Here is a 20,383-nt window from a genome sequence, read left to right on the forward strand (position 1 = left end):
TTGACGTAAGAAAATCGAATCGTGGGGTCAGTCTGATACCATTCCTTTTGCAACGCCAACGCCTTATTAAAGACGAACCGACACGAACCCGCAAAGCGCGACATGTGTCGTTTTTGCAGGCCGTTAGGTGTCAGTTGGAATTTGAAGGCTTGAAGTCGTTTCATTCGTTTATTATACAAACAGCAAAGTAAACATTGATTTGTTTTTACTTTACAACCGCAACACAAAACCCAAAAACGGCTTTGCCGTTTGCGCCTGATACCCCCGCCATGAATGGCGAGGTTTTACGGCGCAGGGGATAAACAGCGTGTAAGAATACCGTATTTTTTGCGGTTTTTCCGTATTTTCACTTAAGCAGTGAGTGAAATACCGATTTCAGCAACCCGCTTTGCCGCATCAGGGCACGCATGTTGTCGTGCTTTTTCTGCCATCGTTAAACAGGTTTCACGGGATAATCCGCTTAATAACTCGGCTAATTTTTCTGCCGTTAATTCCGGTTGAGGAATTAACCATGCTGCACCGCAATCGGACAATAAACGGGCATTGCCTGTTTGATGATCGTCAACTGCGTGTGGAAAGGGCACCAAAATACTGGCACAACCAGCAGCGGCTAATTCAGCGATGGTAAGCGCACCGGCACGACAAATTAAAATATCTGCCTTGGCATATTCAGATGCCATATCATCGATAAAAGCGCGGGGATCAGCCTGCACAGCGGCGGTTTGATACGCCTGTTGCAAAGCATCAATATGTTGTTTGCCGGCCTGATGAATCACGATTGGGCGTTTTTCTGCTGGTAATAACGCCAAAGCCGCCGGCACCACATCATTAAAGACTTTCGCCCCTAAACTCCCCCCCACCACCAACACCCGTAACGGCCCTTGGCGTTGGGCGAAGCGTTGGGCAGGGGGTAATAAACGTGCAATGTCTTCGCGGACAGGATTACCAACCAAACCATCCTGATTAGAAAAAGCGGTTGGAAAAGCATAGAGGGTGCGCGATGCGATTTTTGCCAACACACGGTTGGTTAAGCCAGCAACCGAGTTTTGCTCATGAATCACCAACGGTTTCCAGAAAAAGCGCATCATCACCCCACCGGCAAAGGCAGTGTAGCCGCCAAAACCAAAGGCCACATCAGGCCGCCGGCTCAGAATCAATCCTGCACATCGACTAAACGCACGCAGCAAGGTAAACGGTAATTTCAACCAACCCAATACCCCATTGCCGCGTAAACCTTTAATCGCCAGCGTTTCTACCGTGTAACCACGCGGGGGGACAATACGGGTTTCCATGCCACCTTCAGCACCCAACCAAATAATGTCCCAGCCCCGTTCTCGTAATTCATCCGCGACAGCCAAAGCAGGGAAAATATGCCCACCTGTTCCCCCTGCCATAATCAGCGCTGTTCGTTTGCTCACAGTTTATATCCCCGTAAAATCCGCCGGTTTTCCCAATCAATCCGCAATAAAATCGCCAAAATGGCACAGTTAGCTAATAAGGCACTGCCACCATAGGACAATAACGGCAAGGTCAGCCCTTTGGTCGGTAACAGACCCATATTCACCCCGATATTGATAAACGCCTGAACCCCAATCCAAATACCGGTTGCTTGTGCCACCAACGCTTGGAAATAGCGTTCTTGTGAACGTGCGGTGAGACCAATTTGAAACGCACGCCACACCAACCACGCAAATAAACCAATGACAGTTGACACCCCAATAAGGCCAAATTCTTCTGCAATCACGGCCATTAAAAAGTCGGTGTGTGCTTCTGGTAGATAAAACAGCTTTTCGACACTATTACCCAAACCCACCCCATCCCAGCCGCCGCGACCAATGGCAATCAGCGAATGCGATAGTTGATAACCTTTACCGTACGGATCACGCCACGGGTCCATAAACCCCACCACTCGCTCTAAACGATAGGGCGAGCTGATAATCAACAATACAAAACCCGCTAAAGAGGTAAAAATCAGGCCGGTGAAAATTTTGCCGTTAATGCCACCGAGGAACAGCGTGCCCATCGTAATCGAGGCCACCACCACAAAAGCACCAAAATCGGGCTCTAACAGCAACAACGTCCCCGCCAGCAACACCGCCACCGCCATCGGAACAAAGCCTTTGACAATGCTGTGCATAAACTCGGCTTTGCGAACCGTGTAATCAGCGGCATACAACACTACAGCGAGTTTCATCACTTCGGACGGTTGTAGGTTCATAAACCCCAATGAAATCCACCGCCGCGAGCCGTTGACCACCTTACCGATACCAGGCACCAATACCAGCACCAATAAAAACATGGCAAACATAAACAATTTTGGCGCATGCTTGCGCCAAAATTCAGAAGGAAATTGAAAAGTCACCCAAGCGCCCGTCAGTGCAATCACTAATACGATTGAGTGACGGACGAGATAGAAATAACGACTGTTGGTATCACGCCCCGCTTCGGCATACGCAATTGATGCCGAAAACACCATCACCAACCCGATGGATAGCAGGGCAGCAATCACCCACATCAAAGGCTCATCTAAGCTGGTTTGGGGAATAGAAGGGCGTCCAACGCTTTGGCTCCAGCGCAAACGCAATTTCATGTGCACCTCAAGAAAACCCACCACATGGGAGGGGTAAGTTATGCAGAAACCTCACCCGCTAAACGCAACACTTCCATCACAAATACCTCGGCACGATGGGCATAGCTGCGGAACATATCAAAGCTAGCACACGCCGGAGATAGCAACACCACATCATTCGGTTGTGCATATGCCAGTGCCTTTTGTGTCGCTTCTTCTAGCGAAGCACAGCGCTCGACCGGCATCTCAAGGTCGCCTAATGCCTGCTCAATTGTCGGGCCATCTCGACCAATCAATAACACCGCTCGCCCAATTCGCGCCAAAGCGGGCGACAGCGGCGTGAAGTCTTGCCCTTTGCCATCACCACCGGCAATCAACACCACGCGGCGTGACATGCCATTTAGGGCCGCAACCGTCGCGCCAACATTGGTTCCTTTGGAATCATCGTAAAAATCGACTGTGCCAATTTTGGCCACCCACTCTACGCGGTGTGGCAAGCCACGGAATGAGGCCAACCCCACCAACAGTTGTTCACGATCTAAGCCACACGCTTCACACAACGCCAATGCCGCCAGCGCATTCGCCGCATTGTGCAAACCAGTCAGTGGAAAACTGGCTAAATCAAAAACCGCGATACCGTCAATATTCAGCCAGGGCGCCCCTTCGCGGGTCACCATTCGATAATCAGCAGGAAAACTCAGGCTAAAGGTTTTTACCGGACGACCTTGGCGCGCCATCGCACGGACAAATAAGTCATCACGGTTTAACACCTGCACCCCATTACCGTTAAACACCGTCCGTTTGCTGTGGGCGTAGTCGAGTAAGTCGGTATAACGATTGAGGTGGTCTTCCGAGATATTGAGCACTGTCGCGGCAGTGGCATTTAACGAGGTCGTGGTTTCCAATTGAAAACTGGACAGCTCCAACACAAAAATATCCGGCAAAGCGCCGTTATTTTCTGCTTGTAATAAGGCTGCCAACACTGGAAAACCAATATTGCCGGCCACCACGGTTTCGAGCCCAACATGACGGCACAAGTGCCCACACAGCTCGGTTACAGTCGATTTACCGTTAGAGCCGGTGATAGCAATGATTTTCACCGCATGTTCAGACAGGGTGCGGGCAAACAGCTCGACATCCCCGACCACTTCACCCCCTTGACGGCGGAAAGCAGCAATTTCAGGGGTGGCCAACGGTACGCCTGGGCTCACCACTAAACAATCACAGCCAGCAAAAGTTGCCGGCGTAAACGAGCCTAAACGGAACTCGGCAGGAAATTCGAGCTCTTGCAGATGTTGCGCTGCCAGAGAATCAGGGTTGCTATCAATCAACACCAGTTGCTTAGTGTATCCACGCAACCAGTGTGCGGTTGCAACACCGGAATCTCCCAGCCCCACAATGCCTACGGTTTTACCGTTTAGGCCACGCGATAAAGTTGTTGCCGTCATGTTCATTTTCCGTCCGCCACATCCGCAAAAACGCTGAAGCCCTCGCTTTAGCGCAGTTTTAACGTCGCCAACCCAGCCAACACCAACATCATGGTCACAATCCAAAAGCGCACCACGACTTGGGTTTCTTTCCAACCTTTTAATTCAAAATGGTGATGTAGTGGTGCCATGCGGAAAATGCGCTTGCCCGTCATCTTAAACGATGCCACTTGCAACATCACCGAGATTGCTTCCATCACGAAAACACCACCCATGACAAATAGCACGATTTCTTGCCGCACAATCACGGCCACCGCACCCAACGCCGCACCTAACGCCAAGGCCCCGACATCGCCCATAAACACTTGGGCAGGATAAGCGTTAAACCACAAGAAACCTAAACACGCCCCACACATCGCGGCACAGAATACGACAACTTCGTGCGCCCCCGGAATATGCGGCAGGCCCAAATATTGGGCAAAAACCGTATGCCCAGCGACATAAGCAAAAACCGATAACGCCGCCGCCACCAACACCACCGGCATCGCCGCCAAGCCATCCAAACCATCGGTCAGGTTGACGGCGTTTGATGTCCCAACAATGACAAAATAGGTTAAGACACAAAACCCAATTGCACCAAAGGGATACACCACATTTTTGAAAAACGGGACGATAAATTCAGTCGAAGCCGGCAGCGAAGCGGTGGTGACTAAAAATACCCCTGAACCAATAGCAATCGCCGATTGCCAAAACATTTTAGCGCGGGCGGAAATCCCTTTTGGGTCTTTATGAACGACCTTTTGCCAGTCATCGTAAAAACCAATCGCCCCTGTGCCAAACAACACCGCCAACAGCAACCACACATATTTATTCGACAGATCGGCCCATAACAGCGTGGTAATGCCAATCGACAGCAGGATTAAGGTGCCCCCCATGGTTGGGGTACCTGCTTTCACTAAGTGGGTCTGTGGGCCATCATCACGGACGGCTTGCCCCACTTTCAGTTGGGTTAATTTGCGGATCACCCACGGCCCCGACCACAGGGAAATCCCTAGGGCCGTCAACGATGCCAAGACGGCACGCAGGGTGATGTAATTAAAAACGTTAAATGCGCGAACATAGCCGCCTAGCCAATCGGCCAACCACAACAACACACAACTCTCCTTGCCCCAAATGGCGGCCTTATCAGGTATCAATGGTTTCTTTGCCAGCAATGTTGACATTGCGGTGCAACATTGTAGCGCAGAAGCTCGCTATTTATTCGCCAACAATCGCTGTACTACCCGCTCCATTGCCATAAAACGAGAGCCTTTGACTAAGGTAGTATGAGGTAAAGGCAATAGCGCATGATAAGCACGTAATAACGCGTCGATATCCTGCCCAAAATGCCATCCGCCATCACCAAATGCGGCACTGGCTAAGGCACTCGACTCGCCCAGTGTCAGCACATAGTCAATCCCCTGTTCGGCGGCATAGTCGCCTATCTCACGATGTGCCGCAGCAGAAAACGTGCCCAGTTCGCCAATATCGCCAAAAATCAGACAACGGGGTTCGGGGCCTGCCGCCAATACCCGAATCGCAGCACGCACCGAATCGGGATTTGCGTTGTAGCTGTCGTCAATCACCACCCGTTGATCTGGCAACAGATGGCGACATAAACGCCCTTTTACCGGCTGTAATTGCGCCAAGCCAGCCACAATCGCCGAGGCGGGTATCGCCAATGCATGAGCAATGGCAGCCGCAGCCAATGCATTGCGCAACATATGTTCACCCGGCAACGGTAATTGCACTGCCACCGTTTCACCAGCAAGATGAAACTCAGCACAGCTGCCTTCATCCGCCAACACCACCGATGAAGCATGCACCTGACCATGGTTCAAACCAAAGGTCAGTTGTTGGCAACCAGAGGTAAGCTGTTGCCATCGTTCCGCATGCGAATCATCTAGCGGGATCACCGCCACCCCATCAGCTTGCAAGCCTTGGAAAATCTCGCCCTTGGCCTCGGCAATTTCGCTCACATCCGAGAAATGCCCCAAGTGGGCGCGCATAGCGTTGTTGACCAAGGCCACTGAAGGCTGGGCTAATTGCGTCAAGCGGGCAATTTCACCACGATGATTCATGCCCATTTCAATCACCGCAAAGCGATGATGTGGACGCAAACCCAGCAAGGTCAGTGGCACACCAATTTCATTATTGAGGTTGCCCTGTGTCGCCAGTACGTCGGCATCATCCGCACACGCCGCCCGCAAAATCGCCGCCACCATTTCTTTGACCGAGGTTTTACCGTTCGAACCGGTAATCGCTACCACCGGACAAGAGAATTGTTCTCGCCACGAACGGCCTAATTGCCCCAGCGCCAGCAAGGTATTATCGACCTGTAACAGAGGTGCGGTACAGTCAGCCACTGGACGCGTCACCACCGCAGCCACCGCACCATCGCGCAAGGCCTGTGCCACAAAATCATGACCATCAAAACGATCACCCACTAAGGCGATGAATAAATCACCGGCTTGAATCGCACGACTGTCGGTAACAACCCGCTGCACAGTCATCGCCGACCATTCGGCAGCCGGTCGCAAACCCAACCAGCTCGCAGCTTGAGACAAAGAAAACATCATGGCCTTTCCACAGAATCGAGGGCAGAAGCCATGCTATTGAGGGCAAGGCTCACTTGTTCGGCATCACTAAACGGGGTTTTTACCCCGGCAATCTCTTGATAATCTTCATGCCCCTTGCCAGCGATTAACACCACATCACCGGCAACCGCATGTTGAATCGCCCACTGAATGGCTTGCCGGCGATCGACTTGCACCACCACTTCGGCACGCGTCGCCTGCATACCCGCCACCACATCTTGCACAATTTGCTCAGGGTCTTCATGGCGCGGATTATCGCTGGTTACCACGGCAATATCGGCTAACTGGGCAGCAACTTCGCCCATCAAAGGCCGTTTACCGCGATCACGATTACCACCACAGCCAAAGACCACCCACAAGCGTCCACCAGCGGGGCGAATTTCTGCCAAGGTGGATAAAGCTTTTTCTAACGCATCGGGGGTATGAGCATAATCGACCAACACCAGCGGCTGTTCTCCGCCGCCAAAACTTTGCATCCGTCCCTGAGCTGGTTGAATCGCCGCCAAGGCGGCAGTTGCTTGTGCCAGTGGCATACCACCACTGAGCAACACGCCTAAACACGCTAAAAGATTTTGCACATTAAAGCGCCCCAACAGGCGGCTGTGTAATTCGGTATTGCCCCACGGGGTAGCAATTTGTAATTGGAAACCCGATAAATCCATTTGCATCGCCAGTGGACGAATATCGCCCCCAAGCAGACCATAGGAAAGACAATCCGCCGGCAACCCTTGTTGCAACAGCTGTTGTCCAAATGGGTCATCTTGGTTAATCACCGCTGTTTGCAGATTTTCCCAATAAAATAACCGCCGTTTGCTTTCACCATAGGCTTGCATATCACCATGATAATCAAGGTGATCTCGGGTTAAATTGGTAAATACCGCACAGCGAAACCCGACACCATTGACGCGATATTGATCTAAACCATGACTCGATACTTCCATCGCCACCGCCTGAGCTCCGGCTTGGCGATATTGCGCCAATAAGTATTGCACTCGTAACGGATCGGGCGTGGTGTGGGTTGCAGGAGAAAGTTCACCCCATAAACCATTGCCGACGGTACCAATCACCGCCGCAGACTGCCCTGCGGCTCGCCATGCTTGTGCCAACCAGTGGGTAATCGAAGTTTTACCATTGGTGCCAGTCACTCCTACCACATCTAACGACTGTGATGGATAGTCAAGTGCATGCGCCAACACCACGCCAATACGCGCCCGCAATGCAGGAATCGCCAAGTTGGGCACTTGCCATGCCGGTTGCCATTGAAAGCCGTCGGCATCATCCCATAGCACGGCGACTGCGCCTTGTTGTAAGGCAGCCGCGATATAGTCGCGGCCATCACTGTATTCACCACGGCAGGCGACAAAGACATCACCAGCTTGAACACGGCGGCTATCGTTTTCCAACCGTGCCCCAACAGGAATCACGGCATTGAGCTGTGATAAATCAAAGGGAGATAAAGGCGTTAAACGACTGATCATGTTTCTTCTCGGATTTCTGGCGCATCGGTCGGAATAATGGAATTTTGATGAGGCTGGTCGGGTTCAACACCCAAAATGCGCAAACTGCCGGCCATCACGCGGCTAAACACCGGCCCCGCCACTAAACCACCGTAGTAGGAGCCTTCGGTCGGTTCATCAATCATCACCGCGATAATCAAACGCGGCTGATGGGCTGGCGCAAAGCCAACAAACGAAGCGATATGCTTATCGCGGTTATAGACACCATTTTCTAATTTACGCGCCGTGCCGGTCTTACCGCCCACGCTATATCCTAAAACTTGTGCCCGTACCGCTGTCCCCCCTGGTTGGGTCACAGTGAGCAACATTTCGCGCATTTTGCGCGCAGTTTCTGCGCTGATCACCTGCCGTCCGGGTAGGGGTACGGTTTGTTTTAAGAAGGAAATCGGTAACAACTGACCGTCATGGGTAAAGATGGTATAGCCCCGCGCCAACTGCATCAGACTCAATGAAATTCCATGACCAAAACTCATGGTAGCCTGTTCAATCGGCCGCCAGTTTTTGTAGGGACGCAATTTCCCCGAAGCCTCGCCTGGGAAGCCCGTTTGCGGTTTACGACCAAAACCCAGCTCGTCATAGAAGGTCCATACTTCCTGTGGTGACATCATCAAGCTGATTTTACTGGTACCGACGTTGCTCGATTTTTGCAAAATCCCCGTCACCGATAGCGCCGCTTCGGGGTGAGAATCGCGCACCCGCGCCGGCCCAATGGTAAATGAGTTGGTATCAAATACTTTGTCTGGATGCACCAATCCTTTTTCTAAAGCCAGTGCAATCGGAAATGGCTTTAGTGTCGAGCCGGGCTCAAATAAATCGATTAAAGCACGATTGCGACGCATGGCGGGGTCAAGCTTGACACGATTGTTGGGGTTGAAAGTGGGCAAGTTCACCATTGCCAACACTTCACCACTGTGGGCATCTAACACCACCAAACCGCCGGCTTTGGCTTTAAATTGTTCGACAGTTGCCTTCAGCTCACGGTAGGCCAAATATTGAATTTTGCGATCTAACGATAACGCCAGCGTCTGGCCGTCTCGCGGATGTTCAATGGCGGCGACATCTTCAACGATATAGCCACGTCGGTCTTTGATCACATGGCGGCTACCTGGTCGGCCAGCCAACATATTTTCTCGCGCCAGCTCCAAACCTTCCTGACCTTTGCCATCGACACTGACATAGCCAATCACATGCGCCATCATTTCACCGGCAGGATAAAAACGGCGGAATTCTTGCTGTGCCGCAATACCGGGAATTTTTAAGGCCATGATTTGGTCTGCCAAATCAGGATTGACTTGGCGCTTGAGATAGACAAATTCGCGCCGTTGGTCGGCTAATTTTTCTTGCACCTCACCGGATGACATTTCTAACAGGCGTGCCAGTTGCTGCAATTTGGCAGGTTCAATCGGTGCCATATCGGCGGGGCTGGCCCAAATCGATTTTACCGGCGTGGAAATCGCCAATGGTTCACCGTTACGGTCAACAATTTGCCCGCGATTGGCTTCTAGGCGTAGGGTACGGCTATAGCGTGCCTCACCTTGGCCTTCTAAAAAATCTTGTTTGTAGATTTGTAGATACACCGCACGACTCAACAACGCGACCAACAAGAGACCCAGCCCCAATGCCACCAAACGTACACGCAGACTAGGTAGGCGCACGCTGCTATTTTTGGGTTGATTGGGGCGGTTACGCTGTTGCAACAGATTACTAGAGCCACGCCACATACTCATTGCGCCCCCCCAGCACTGCTTTTAGGTGTGGGGAGATGTAGGCTACCACGGCTCGGCAACACCTGAATTTCTTTGGGTTCGGGCATTTGCATTTGCAAGCGATCGGTCGCGGCACGCTCGATCAAACCGTGTGCCGCCCACGTACTTTGTTCTAGCTGCAAGCGGCCATATTCCACTTCAAGCTGAGCAGCAAATTTCAATTCACGCTGTAGGTCGCTATACAACTTGCGTGACTGATGGCGGGCACTGATGACGCTCATCGCACACACAATCAAGATGGCTAACAAAACCAAATTGGTACGAATCACACTGGCTGCTCCCATGCCGTTGCTGTGCGTTCTGCCACTCGCATAATGGCACTGCGGGCGCGTGGATTGGCGGCCACTTCGGCGGCAGAGGCTTTGATGGGCTTGCCCACTGTCGTAATCGGCGACGCAGGAATATCTTCACGACGCACCGCAACCCATGCCGGCAAATCATCGGTTTGCTCTAGGTCACGCAAAAAATGTTTCACAATGCGATCTTCCAATGAGTGAAAGCTAATGACCGCCAAACGCCCGCCAGCACGCAAACTCGCGATAATTTGCGGTAACACCGCTTTTAATTCCTCAAGTTCGCGATTGATGAAAATGCGAACAGCTTGGAAGGTGCGTGTCGCCGGATCTTGACCCGGTTCGCGAGAGCGGACGTTTTCCGCACACAAGCGGGCGAGCTGGCCCGTGGTTTCAAGGGGGCTTTCGGCCCGTGTTTGCACAATTGCCGCTGCAATTTTGCGAGCAAACCGTTCTTCGCCATATGTCTTTATCACCTCGGCAATGTCAGCTTCTGCCGCTGTATTTAACCACTCGGCGGCAGTCATGCCACGGGTGGTGTCCATCCGCATATCCAACGGCGCATTAAAGCGGAAACTAAAACCGCGCTCTGCTTGGTCAATTTGTGGGGAAGACACGCCCAAATCTAATAACACGCCATCAACCTGTGCGATACCCAAAGCATCTAACTGTTGGCGGAAAGTGGTAAAACCATCATGCACAATCACCAACCGAGGGTCGGCAATCGCTTGCGCACACGCAATCGCTTGTGGGTCTTTATCAAACACCACCAACCGGCCCTGTTCACCGAGTTTGGATAAAATCAGACGCGAATGCCCACCACGGCCAAACGTCCCATCCACATAAATCCCATCTGCTCGTATCGCCAAAGCGTCCACCGCCTCATCCAATAGGACGGTGCGGTGAACGAAAGCAGGCTGGGCAGAAGTATTGGCTGCCACCGTCGTCATTATGCTAATTTCTGGCGCAAAATCTCTTGCACCTGTGCAGGGTTAGCTTTGCCTTTAGAGGCTTTCATCACCTGACCAGCCAAAGCATTGAGGGCTTTTTCCTTACCGGCGCGGAATTCTTCCACTGCTTTAGGATTGGCCGCAATGGCTTCTTCCACCAGTTTTTCAATCGCCCCGACATCAGACACTTGTTTCAAACCATCGCGTTCGATGATGTCATCCGCAGACAGCTCACTACTCCACATCGCATCGAACACTTGTTTTGCCAATTTCGATGACAAAGTGTTATCGCTGATGCGGCGTAACAATAAAGCAAAGCGAACCGGATTGATCGGCGAATCGGCCAAGGTTTTTTCTTCGCGGTTCAGACGGGCGGCAAATTCACCATTGAGCCAGTTGGCTGCTAATTTACCCTCGACTTGTTCGGCCACAATCGCCTCGAAGAAACGAGCAATCTCTAAGTTGGCAGTCAACAACGCCGCATCATAGCTAGACACCGCATATTGCTCGACAAAGCGGGCTTTCATTTGGCTAGGTAATTCAGGCAATTCAGCTTGAATCGCCGCCACTTCTTGATCGCTGATTTTCATCGGCAATAAATCAGGATCGGGGAAATAGCGATAATCGTGGGCGTCTTCTTTGGTCCGCATCAGGCGTGTTTCACCGCTATCAGGGTCAAACAGCACGGTGGCCTGTTGCACTCGTCCGCCATCCTCTAAGGTTTCAATTTGCCATTGAATTTCGTAGTTAATCGCTTGTTCAAGGAAACGGAAAGAGTTGAGGTTTTTGATCTCACGCCGTGTGCCAAAGGCTTCTTGACCTTGTGGCCGCACGGAGACGTTGGCATCGACGCGGAAACTGCCTTCTTGCATATTGCCATCACAAATGCCCAGCCAAGTCACCAAACCGTGTAAAGCACGCGCATAGGCCACGGCCTCTGCTGCCGAACGCATATCCGGTTCAGACACAATTTCTAACAACGGTGTGCCAGCGCGGTTGAGGTCGATACCCGTCATGCCATGAAAGTCTTCATGCAGCGATTTGCCGGCATCTTCTTCCAAATGGGCGCGGGTTAAACGCACGGTTTTTTCTGCTTCGCCTACCGTAATGGTGATCTCTCCACCTTCGACAATCGGCAAATCTAACTGACTGATTTGATAGCCTTTTGGCAAGTCAGGGTAGAAATAGTTTTTACGCGCAAAGACCGAGGTTTGATTGATTTTGGCACCAATCGCCAAGCCAAAACGGATGGCTTTTTGCAGCGCCACGCGGTTCATCACCGGCAACACACCTGGGAGGGCAATGTCCACCGCAGCGGTTTGTGTGTTCGGCTCGGCCCCGAATGCTGTACTGGCACCCGAGAAAATTTTAGAGTGGGTCGAAAGCTGCGCATGCACTTCCAGACCAATCACAACTTCCCATTTCATAGATACGATCTTTCTTGCAAGACGAGGCAGAGGTTAGATAGCAGGGCGACGCTGATGCCAATCGGTGACTTGTTGGAATTGGTGGGCAACATTCAACAAACGAGCTTCTTGTTGATAGTTACCAATCAGTTGCACGCCAATCGGTCGTTGTTGTACCGAGAGCCCAGCCGGTACGCTCATCGCCGGCAAGCCAGCCAAGTTCACCGATAAGGTGTAAATATCTGCCAAATACATTTGCACAGGATCATCGGCTTTTTCGCCTAAATTCCATGCTGGTGTCGGGGCCACGGGCCCTAAAATCACATCACATTGCGCAAAGGCAGCTTGGAAATCGTCAGCAATCAGGCGGCGAATTTTCTGCGCCTGTAAGTAATACGCATCGTAATAGCCATGCGACAACACATACGTGCCGACCAAAATACGCCGCTTCACTTCAGCCCCAAAGCCTTCGGCACGCGTACGTTCATACATATCGTTGAGATCACGATATTCTGCTGCACGATGACCGTAACGCACCCCGTCATAGCGGCTTAAGTTCGAGCTGGCTTCTGCTGGCGCAATCACATAGTAAGCAGGAATGGCCAATTCGGTTTTAGGCAGCGTGATCTCAACGATGTCACAACCCAGTTGTTTCAGCTGTTGCACGGTCTCATCCATGACCCGCGCCACATCACCATCTAACCCAGCTGCAAAAAATTCTTTTGGCAAACCGACTTTCAAACCGGTCAAGGGTTGCTGTAAATCACGGCAGAAATCTTCCGCTGCCACATCAAGACTGGTCGAGTCACGGCCATCAAAGCCAGCCATCACATTTAACAATAACGCACAATCTTCGGCAGTTTGTGCCATCGGCCCACCTTGATCGAGTGAGCTGGCATAAGCCACCATGCCATAACGACTGACACGACCATACGTGGGTTTAATACCAGTAATCCCACAAAATGCCGCCGGTTGGCGAATCGAACCACCGGTGTCAGTGCCTGTTGCCACCGGCACCATCCGAGCGGCCACCGCCGCCGCCGAACCACCAGAACTGCCCCCCGGCACAGCTTGCACATCCCAAGGGTTTTTCACCGCACCAAAATAACTGCTCTCGTTGGTCGAGCCCATCGCGAATTCGTCCATATTGGTTTTACCTAAATTGATAAAACCAGCGGCTTGACAGCGCTCGACTACAGTGGCGTCGTAGGGTGAAACAAAGTTGGCCAACATTTTTGAGCCACAGGTGGTCGGCAATTGGCGGGTCACAAATAAATCTTTATGCGCCAAGGGAATACCAGTAAACAAACCGGCTTGGCCAGCTGCGCGTGCCGCATCTGCCGCATCTGCCGCCGCTAACGCACTCTCGCGCTCGGCAACAGAAATAAAAGCATTTAAAGTCGGGTTAACCGCAGCAATGCGATCAAGGTAAGCACTCACCAGCTCACGGCTGGATAGCTCCCGCACAGCTAAGGCACGGGTCAGCTCTTTTAGCGTAGCGTGAATCATAAACATCCTAGGGCGAGGAACAGAATCAACTCGATTATTCAATAACGCGTGGCACTAAATAGAGGCCAGCTTCAGTTTGTGGGGCACAGGCCAAAAACGCTTCGCGTTGGTTCTCGACACTGACCACATCGTCACGTAACCGTAATCCTAATGGCTGAGGATGCGACATTGGCGCCACACCAGTGGTATCCACGGCACGCATCTTTTCAATCAAACCAAACACATTGTTGAGTTTATTGGCTACCGCATCCACTTCCCCAGCTTCGATGCCAATTCTTGCCAAACGCGCAAGACGTGTAATGTCTGCAGCAGATAAAGACATAAGAACCCCGTGAAAACTTTAATAATCCAAGCTTTGTAGGGTATCATAGAGCGCTTATTTCTGCCCATTCTCGGCCAAGCTCAGACGTCCGCTTAATACCACGAACTCAATTCGAGCCGTTTTGTACCTGACAATACGACTTTTTCGCACACACACGACAGGTTAACCATGTTTCGCTCCATCACCGGCTATTTTTCTCACGATCTTGCCATTGACTTGGGCACTGCCAACACGTTGATTTACGTCAACGGAAAAGGCATTGTCCTTAACGAGCCTTCTGTGGTCTCGATTCAACACGAAGCCAGCAGCAACAAAAAATCGATTCTGGCCGTCGGTCTTGAAGCTAAAAAAATGCTAGGTCGAACCCCCGGTTCTATCTCGGCGATTCGCCCAATGAAAGATGGTGTGATTGCTGACTTCACTGTGACCGAGCAAATGCTCAAACAGTTTATTAAAAAAGTCAGCCCAAGCCGCTTTTTTGCTTCTAGTCCACGCATTGTGATTTGTGTGCCTTGTGGTTCCACTCAAGTAGAACGCCGCGCCATTCGTGAGTCGGCCTTGGGCGCAGGTGCCCGCCGCGTAGAACTGATTGAAGAACCGATGGCAGCAGCGATTGGCGCTGGCTTGCCCGTGGAAGAAGCCACCGGTTCGATGGTGGTCGATATCGGGGGCGGGACCACCGAAGTCGGCGTGATTTCACTCGGTGGCATCGTCTACTCCAACTCGGTTCGGGTGGGTGGCGATAAATTCGATGAGTCGATCATCAACTACATTCGCCGTAACTATGGCATGTTGATTGGTGAAACCACTGCCGAAGAAATCAAGAAAACCATTGGCTCGGCGTTCCCTGCGCCAGAAGTGAAAGAAATGGAAGTCAAAGGCCGTAACCTCGCCGAGGGGATTCCCCGTGCCTTCACCATTTCAAGTAATGAAATTCTCGAAGCGCTGACCGAACCATTAAATCAAATCGTCTCGGCAGTCAAAATCGCTTTGGAACAAACTCCGCCAGAGTTGGGGGCCGATATTGCCGATAAAGGCATGGTGTTAACCGGTGGTGGTGCGCTATTGCGCGACATCGACCGCCTGTTGGCAGAAGAAACGGGATTGCCCGTGTTTGTGGCGGAAGACCCACTGACCTGCGTGGTACGCGGCTCGGGCAAAGCCTTAGAAAAAATGGACAAGGCAGTTGGCACGATCTTTACCAACGACTAATTGCTTTTTTGCGTTCCATTCGACGCCGCCTTGTGCGGCGTCGCTTGTTTCATCTTGAGTGTGTATGGACATTGCATCTTCCCCGCCTCCCTTTTTTCGCCGTGGTCTACGTCCGCTCACCAAGCTGATGATTTGTGCCGTTCTTTCACTGTCCTGTCTGATCGCAGATGGCCGCTTTGGCTTATTAGTACCATTGCGCGACACGCTATCGTTGTTGTTGTATCCCCTGCAATGGGTGGTCAACACGCCAAGTGGTTTGATTCGGCAAGGCAGCGAATTCATGGTGAAACAAAGTGAGCTGCAAGCAGAAAATCGTGCCTTGCGTGAACATGCCCTGATTTTGTCGGCGCGTTTACAACGCCATGAAGAACTGGCTCAAGAAAACCGCCAACTGCGTTCCTTGCATCAATTAGCCCAAGCACGAGAAGGCGAAGCACGTCTAGCCGAGGTGTTGTATACCGGCCGCGACCCGTTTAGCCACAAAATCGTGATTGATAAGGGCAGCCAAGACAGCATTGAATCTGGTTTCCCTGTGGTGGACGATCGCGGTTTGATTGGTCAAATTACCCGCGTTTCCCCACTGACCTCAGAAGTCACACTCATTATTGAAAAAAATCATTCCGTACCGGTGATGGTGCAACGCAACGGACTGCGCACTGTATTATTTGGTACGGGTAACGGTATTGAATTGCGCTTTGTCAGTGGTAGCGCCGACATTCGCGCCGGTGATTTATTGGTTACCTCGGGGATTGATGGCGTCTATCCGGCGGGGTTAGATGTGGCACGAGTCAGCAGCGTCGAGCGTCATGCTGGTAATCCGTTCTCTATTGTACGTTGCACCCCTATCGGTGCTGTCGATAGCCGCCGTTTTGCCTTAGTCCTCACGGAAAAAATCGAATTGCCACCACGGCCAGAAGAAGCCGCTCAAACCACACCAGCCCCACCTGCCAAAAAAGGTAAGCCGTAAGTTATGGATCGCCCGAAGGAATTGTTGAAACCGGTCAAGTTTCGCTATGTTGTGTTGAGCATTGTGATTGCCTTGCTGTTGGAGTTATTGCCATTTAACCGTGGCACTGTGCGGTGGATTCCCGATCTGGCCGCAATGGTAGTGCTGTATTGGACGATTAACCGGCCCACTCGCTTTGGTATTTTTGCTGGGTTTTTCACGGGTTTATTAACCGACATCGCCAGCGCCAGCCTATTAGGTCAACATGCCTTGGCCTATAGCGTCAGTGCCTATGCGGTGGAATCTCGGCAACGACAAGTGGTGATGTATAACCTCGGCCAACAATCTTTAATTGTGTTTGGGTTGTTGATGGCTAATCAGATCGTGATGTTATTAGCACGGATGGCATTGGGAGCACCGTTTATTGGTTGGGGCTTTTTCTTCTCCCCATTTGTTGGGGCTTTGTTGTGGCCTCTTCTCACCAATTTGTTGTTGGTTCCGCAACGCTATCATCAGGCAGGATAACTTCGCATTATGGTGTCGTATCGTCGTGTCCGCCCTGATTTTCGTCGGCGTCCAAAATCTCCCAAAACCCGAGCCCCAGCGCGGGAAAATGAGTTCCGTCTGCGGCTGATTATTGCGTTTGTCTTGATTGTGGCGGCGTTTGGGGTGTTGTTCAGCCGCTTTACTTGGTTGCAAGTGTTGCAATACGAACACTTTATGACTGCCGCACAAAATAACCGTATTTCGCTGGTCCCCATTCCGCCGAACCGTGGGGTGATTTACGACCGTAATGGGATTGTGTTGGCACAGAATTATTCGGCCTATACGCTGGAAATTACCCCCAGCCAAACCCCTAATTTAGAACAAACACTCAGTGAATTAGCCAAATTAGTCGCGATTGAACCCCGCGACCGTAAGCGGTTTCGCAAGTTACAAGAAGAAAGCCGTAACTTTGAGAGCTTGCCGATCCGCACCCGCCTCACCGATGAAGAAGTGGCGCGCTTTGCCGCCCAAGCCTATCGTTTCCCTGGGGTTGAAATTAAAGCGCGTTTGTTCCGTGATTATCCCTACCGCGAAATCACCAGCCATGTGATTGGCTATATTGGCCGCATCAACCAAAAAGACCAAAACCGCTTTAAAGAAGAAGAGCGTTATTCAGAATATCGCGGCAGCACGCATACCGGTAAAACCGGCTTAGAGTTTAGCTATGAACAAGATTTACATGGCAAAACCGGTTTTGAAGAAGTCGAAGTAGATGCCAGTGGTCATGCCGTCCGCACCCTGCGCCGCACCCCACCAGTCAATGGCAGCGATCTGCATCTGGCATTAGATATTCGACTGCAAGAATACACCGACCAATTATTTGGCAATCGTCGCGGTGCTTTGGTGGCGATTGAACCAGAAACCGGCGGGGTATTGGCCTTTGTCTCCAAACCGACATTTGATCCCAGCCTGTTTATTGATGGTCTTGATCCTCAGGTCTGGAAAGATCTGAATGAAGATTGGCAACGACCATTGATCAATCGTGCCTTGCGTGGGCTCTATCCCCCGGGTTCTACTTTCAAGCCATTTATGGCGATGGCTGCGCTCGAAACCGGATTCCGTTCTGCGGATTACACCATTCCCGATCCGGGTTATTTCTCTCTCCCGGGTTCAAACCACCGCTTCCGCGACTCCAAGCCAACCGGACATGGCTCGGTCAATATGTATAAATCCATCCAAGTTTCATCAGATACCTATTACTACAAATTGGCATGGGATATGGGTATCGACCGCATTGCACCAGAGTTGGCTAAATTCGGTTTAGGCGAGAAAACAGGGATTGACCTTGATGGCGAAGCCAAGGGGGTATTGCCCACCAAGGAATGGAAAGCCAAACGCTTTGCTGGCAAGCGTTATAAACCCGAACATCGCCGCTGGTTGCCTGCCGATGTGGTGCCAATTGGGATTGGACAGGGATATAACACCTACACGCCGCTGCAAATGGCATGGGCAACGTCAATTTTGGCCAATAATGGGGTTGCGTATCGGCCCCATATTGTGAAGAAAGTGGTATCGCCAGCCAATCGCCAAGAACGGATTATCGAACCCCAACCTGCGGCGGACTATCACTTCAAGCGTAAGCATGTTGAGTTTGTCAAAGATGCGATGGAAGCCGTGTTAAAGCCCGGTGGCACTGCGAATCGTATCGGCGCTGGATTGCAATACCGCATGGCGGGCAAAACCGGTACTGCACAGGTGGTGCAGATTAAACAAGGGGCGAAATATAATGCCGCCGCCTTGGCCGAACAACATCGCGACCACTCATGGTTTATTGCCTTTGCACCGGTGGAACAGCCCAAAATTGCGGTAGCTGTGATTGTGGAAAACGGGGGTTGGGGTGCAGCAGCGGCAGCACCGCTGGCACGCAATGTGATGGATTTTTATTTGTTGGGTAAACGGATTGATCCTGAAGAAGCAGCTGCCCAAACGGCCACCACCAAGAATAAGAAAAAACCCACCAACACAAAACCGATAGCCAATAGCACTCAAAACACCACCAGCCAGCCAAGTGGTGAAGGTCAAAGCGATGAACGCACATCTGATTGAACGACTTTGGAAACGCATCTGCCAACCGATGGATGGATGGCTGTTTTTGTTGACCTGTATTTTGTTCGTCTTGGGTTTGGTGGTGCTGTATAGCGCGTCAAATGAGAATCCAAACCGCATTACCAACAAACTGACCTTCATTGTCTTTGCTATGACTTTGATGTGGTGTATCGCCAATATCAGACCCCAACAGTTGATGTTATTTGCGGTCCCGATCTATGTCGGAGGATTGTGTCTGTTACTTGGAGTGGCACTGTTTGGGGAGATTGTGAACGGCTCACGGCGCTGGTTACATATCGGTATCACGCGGATTCAGCCGTCGGAAATTATGAAATTGGCAGTACCGATGATGTTGGCGTGGTATTTTCAAAAGCACGAGGGACATATTGGTTGGCGACAATTTGTCATAGCCACTGTCATTATTGCCCTGCCAGCAGCGTTTGTGCTGAAACAACCAGATTTAGGCACGGCCAGTTTGATTATTTTTTCTGGGATATTCGTGATTTTCTTTGCTGGCTTGCCGTGGAAAGTGATTGCGGTTTTGTTGATTGGTTTTGCCTCAAGTCTGCCGGTGGTGTGGAATTTATTGCATGATTATCAGCGACGGCGCGTGTTGACCCTGCTCGACCCAACGGCAGACCCACTCGGTGATGGTTACCATATTATTCAGTCAATGATTGCTATTGGTTCAGGCGGTATCTTTGGCAAGGGCTGGCTCTCTGGCACACAAACCCATCTTGAATTTATCCCAGAACGAACCACCGACTTTATTTTTGCTGTTTATGGTGAGGAATTCGGGCTGGTGGGCAATGCGGTGTTATTGTTGCTGTATCTGTGCGTCATCATGCGTGGTCTGATCATCGCCGCCCACGCCAGCACCCTCTTTGGCCGCCTCCTCGCCGGTGCAATCACGCTCTCGTTCTTCACCTACGCTTTTGTCAATATGGGCATGGTCAGCGGTATTTTGCCTGTGGTGGGTGTTCCGCTGCCGTTATTAAGCTATGGCGGTACCGCGATGGTGACCATTTTGACCGGCTTTGGGATTTTAATGTCCATCCACAAAAATCGGCCATTGCTGAAGCGTTAATTAACACCCGCTTAGACTTGCAATAGCTCAGGGCGATATTGCTGCAACCACTCACGGGTTTCGTGCAGCAATATTGCCGCTTGCTGGCAATACGCTTCGACCATGCTGTCGCTAATCACCTCGCTGCTCAACAATCCTAGCATCTAACACA

At 51.4% G+C, this 20,383-nt stretch carries 19 protein-coding genes; 5 read left to right on the forward strand and 14 right to left on the reverse strand.

The features are described from left to right. The 13 genes from G465_RS16505 to gatC all read right to left on the reverse strand — a co-directional run. Window positions 1–164 (reverse strand): helix-turn-helix domain-containing protein (locus G465_RS16505; protein ID WP_155846513.1); only part of this gene is annotated, 164 nt, incomplete at its 3' end. A 186-nt stretch (window positions 165–350) separates the two neighbouring features. Next, a complete protein-coding gene (gene murG / locus G465_RS0107450; RefSeq protein WP_022653861.1) occupies window positions 351–1,418 on the reverse strand; it encodes an undecaprenyldiphospho-muramoylpentapeptide beta-N-acetylglucosaminyltransferase in 1,068 nt (355 codons plus the stop codon). Beyond that, on the reverse strand, window positions 1,415–2,590 hold the full coding sequence (gene ftsW, locus G465_RS0107455; RefSeq protein ID WP_022653862.1) for a putative lipid II flippase FtsW: 1,176 nt from the start codon (window positions 2,588–2,590) through the stop codon (window positions 1,415–1,417). Before ftsW ends, murG begins: the two co-directional genes overlap by 4 nt. A gap of 38 nt (window positions 2,591–2,628) precedes the next feature. Further along, on the reverse strand, window positions 2,629–4,017 hold the full coding sequence (gene murD, locus G465_RS0107460) for a UDP-N-acetylmuramoyl-L-alanine--D-glutamate ligase (RefSeq protein ID WP_022653863.1): 1,389 nt from the start codon (window positions 4,015–4,017) through the stop codon (window positions 2,629–2,631). A 47-nt stretch (window positions 4,018–4,064) separates the two neighbouring features. Further along, on the reverse strand, window positions 4,065–5,150 hold the full coding sequence (gene mraY / locus G465_RS0107465; RefSeq protein ID WP_022653864.1) for a phospho-N-acetylmuramoyl-pentapeptide-transferase: 1,086 nt from the start codon (window positions 5,148–5,150) through the stop codon (window positions 4,065–4,067). Between the two features lie 99 nt (window positions 5,151–5,249). Continuing rightward, window positions 5,250–6,614, reverse strand: a complete 1,365-nt coding sequence (locus tag G465_RS0107470; RefSeq protein ID WP_245556766.1) for a UDP-N-acetylmuramoyl-tripeptide--D-alanyl-D-alanine ligase — start codon at window positions 6,612–6,614, stop codon at window positions 5,250–5,252. Next, a complete protein-coding gene (locus tag G465_RS0107475) occupies window positions 6,611–8,110 on the reverse strand; it encodes a UDP-N-acetylmuramoyl-L-alanyl-D-glutamate--2,6-diaminopimelate ligase (protein ID WP_022653866.1) in 1,500 nt (499 codons plus the stop codon). Before G465_RS0107475 ends, G465_RS0107470 begins: the two co-directional genes overlap by 4 nt. Next, a complete protein-coding gene (locus G465_RS0107480) occupies window positions 8,107–9,870 on the reverse strand; it encodes a peptidoglycan D,D-transpeptidase FtsI family protein (RefSeq protein ID WP_052165416.1) in 1,764 nt (587 codons plus the stop codon). The genes G465_RS0107475 and G465_RS0107480 overlap by 4 nt, the downstream gene beginning before the upstream one ends. 2 nt (window positions 9,871–9,872) lie before the next feature. Beyond that, window positions 9,873–10,199: a cell division protein FtsL gene (ftsL, locus tag G465_RS0107485; RefSeq protein ID WP_022653868.1), complete on the reverse strand. Its 327-nt coding sequence runs from the start codon at window positions 10,197–10,199 to the stop codon at window positions 9,873–9,875. Next, window positions 10,181–11,158 carry a 16S rRNA (cytosine(1402)-N(4))-methyltransferase RsmH gene (gene rsmH / locus G465_RS0107490; protein WP_022653869.1) on the reverse strand — a complete coding sequence of 326 codons (978 nt, stop codon included), beginning with the start codon at window positions 11,156–11,158 and terminating at the stop codon, window positions 10,181–10,183. Before rsmH ends, ftsL begins: the two co-directional genes overlap by 19 nt. Then, on the reverse strand, window positions 11,158–12,585 hold the full coding sequence (gene gatB, locus G465_RS0107495; RefSeq protein WP_022653870.1) for an Asp-tRNA(Asn)/Glu-tRNA(Gln) amidotransferase subunit GatB: 1,428 nt from the start codon (window positions 12,583–12,585) through the stop codon (window positions 11,158–11,160). The genes rsmH and gatB overlap by 1 nt, the downstream gene beginning before the upstream one ends. A gap of 33 nt (window positions 12,586–12,618) precedes the next feature. Beyond that, window positions 12,619–14,073 (reverse strand): Asp-tRNA(Asn)/Glu-tRNA(Gln) amidotransferase subunit GatA, encoded by a 1,455-nt coding sequence (gene gatA, locus G465_RS0107500; RefSeq protein WP_027405283.1) that lies wholly within the window; start codon window positions 14,071–14,073, stop codon window positions 12,619–12,621. A gap of 34 nt (window positions 14,074–14,107) precedes the next feature. After that, window positions 14,108–14,395, reverse strand: coding sequence for an Asp-tRNA(Asn)/Glu-tRNA(Gln) amidotransferase subunit GatC (gatC, locus tag G465_RS0107505; RefSeq protein WP_022653872.1), 288 nt, complete (start codon window positions 14,393–14,395; stop codon window positions 14,108–14,110). A gap of 168 nt (window positions 14,396–14,563) precedes the next feature. Here gatC and G465_RS0107510 point away from each other — a divergent pair, with 168 nt between their 5' ends. The 5 genes from G465_RS0107510 to rodA all read left to right on the forward strand — a co-directional run bounded on the left by G465_RS0107510 (window position 14,564) and on the right by rodA (window position 20,232). Next, on the forward strand, window positions 14,564–15,607 hold the full coding sequence (locus tag G465_RS0107510; RefSeq protein ID WP_022653873.1) for a rod shape-determining protein: 1,044 nt from the start codon (window positions 14,564–14,566) through the stop codon (window positions 15,605–15,607). Window positions 15,608–15,671: 64 nt separating this feature from the next. Further along, window positions 15,672–16,574 (forward strand): rod shape-determining protein MreC, encoded by a 903-nt coding sequence (mreC, locus tag G465_RS0107515; protein ID WP_022653874.1) that lies wholly within the window; start codon window positions 15,672–15,674, stop codon window positions 16,572–16,574. 3 nt (window positions 16,575–16,577) lie between these two features. Further along, window positions 16,578–17,078: a rod shape-determining protein MreD gene (mreD, locus tag G465_RS0107520; RefSeq protein ID WP_022653875.1), complete on the forward strand. Its 501-nt coding sequence runs from the start codon at window positions 16,578–16,580 to the stop codon at window positions 17,076–17,078. A gap of 9 nt (window positions 17,079–17,087) precedes the next feature. Then, window positions 17,088–19,145, forward strand: a complete 2,058-nt coding sequence (mrdA, locus tag G465_RS13950) for a penicillin-binding protein 2 (protein ID WP_022653876.1) — start codon at window positions 17,088–17,090, stop codon at window positions 19,143–19,145. Further along, window positions 19,126–20,232: a rod shape-determining protein RodA gene (gene rodA / locus G465_RS0107530; protein ID WP_022653877.1), complete on the forward strand. Its 1,107-nt coding sequence runs from the start codon at window positions 19,126–19,128 to the stop codon at window positions 20,230–20,232. The genes mrdA and rodA overlap by 20 nt, the downstream gene beginning before the upstream one ends. A gap of 11 nt (window positions 20,233–20,243) precedes the next feature. Here rodA and G465_RS16185 read toward each other — a convergent pair whose 3' ends face one another. Next, window positions 20,244–20,375 (reverse strand): hypothetical protein, encoded by a 132-nt coding sequence (locus G465_RS16185; RefSeq protein ID WP_022653878.1) that lies wholly within the window; start codon window positions 20,373–20,375, stop codon window positions 20,244–20,246. Between the last annotated feature and the right edge of the window lie 8 nt (window positions 20,376–20,383).

Origin of the sequence: Aquaspirillum serpens DSM 68 (genome assembly GCF_000420525.1) — a bacterium.
GTDB classification, from domain to species: Bacteria; Pseudomonadota; Gammaproteobacteria; order Burkholderiales; family Aquaspirillaceae; genus Aquaspirillum; species Aquaspirillum serpens.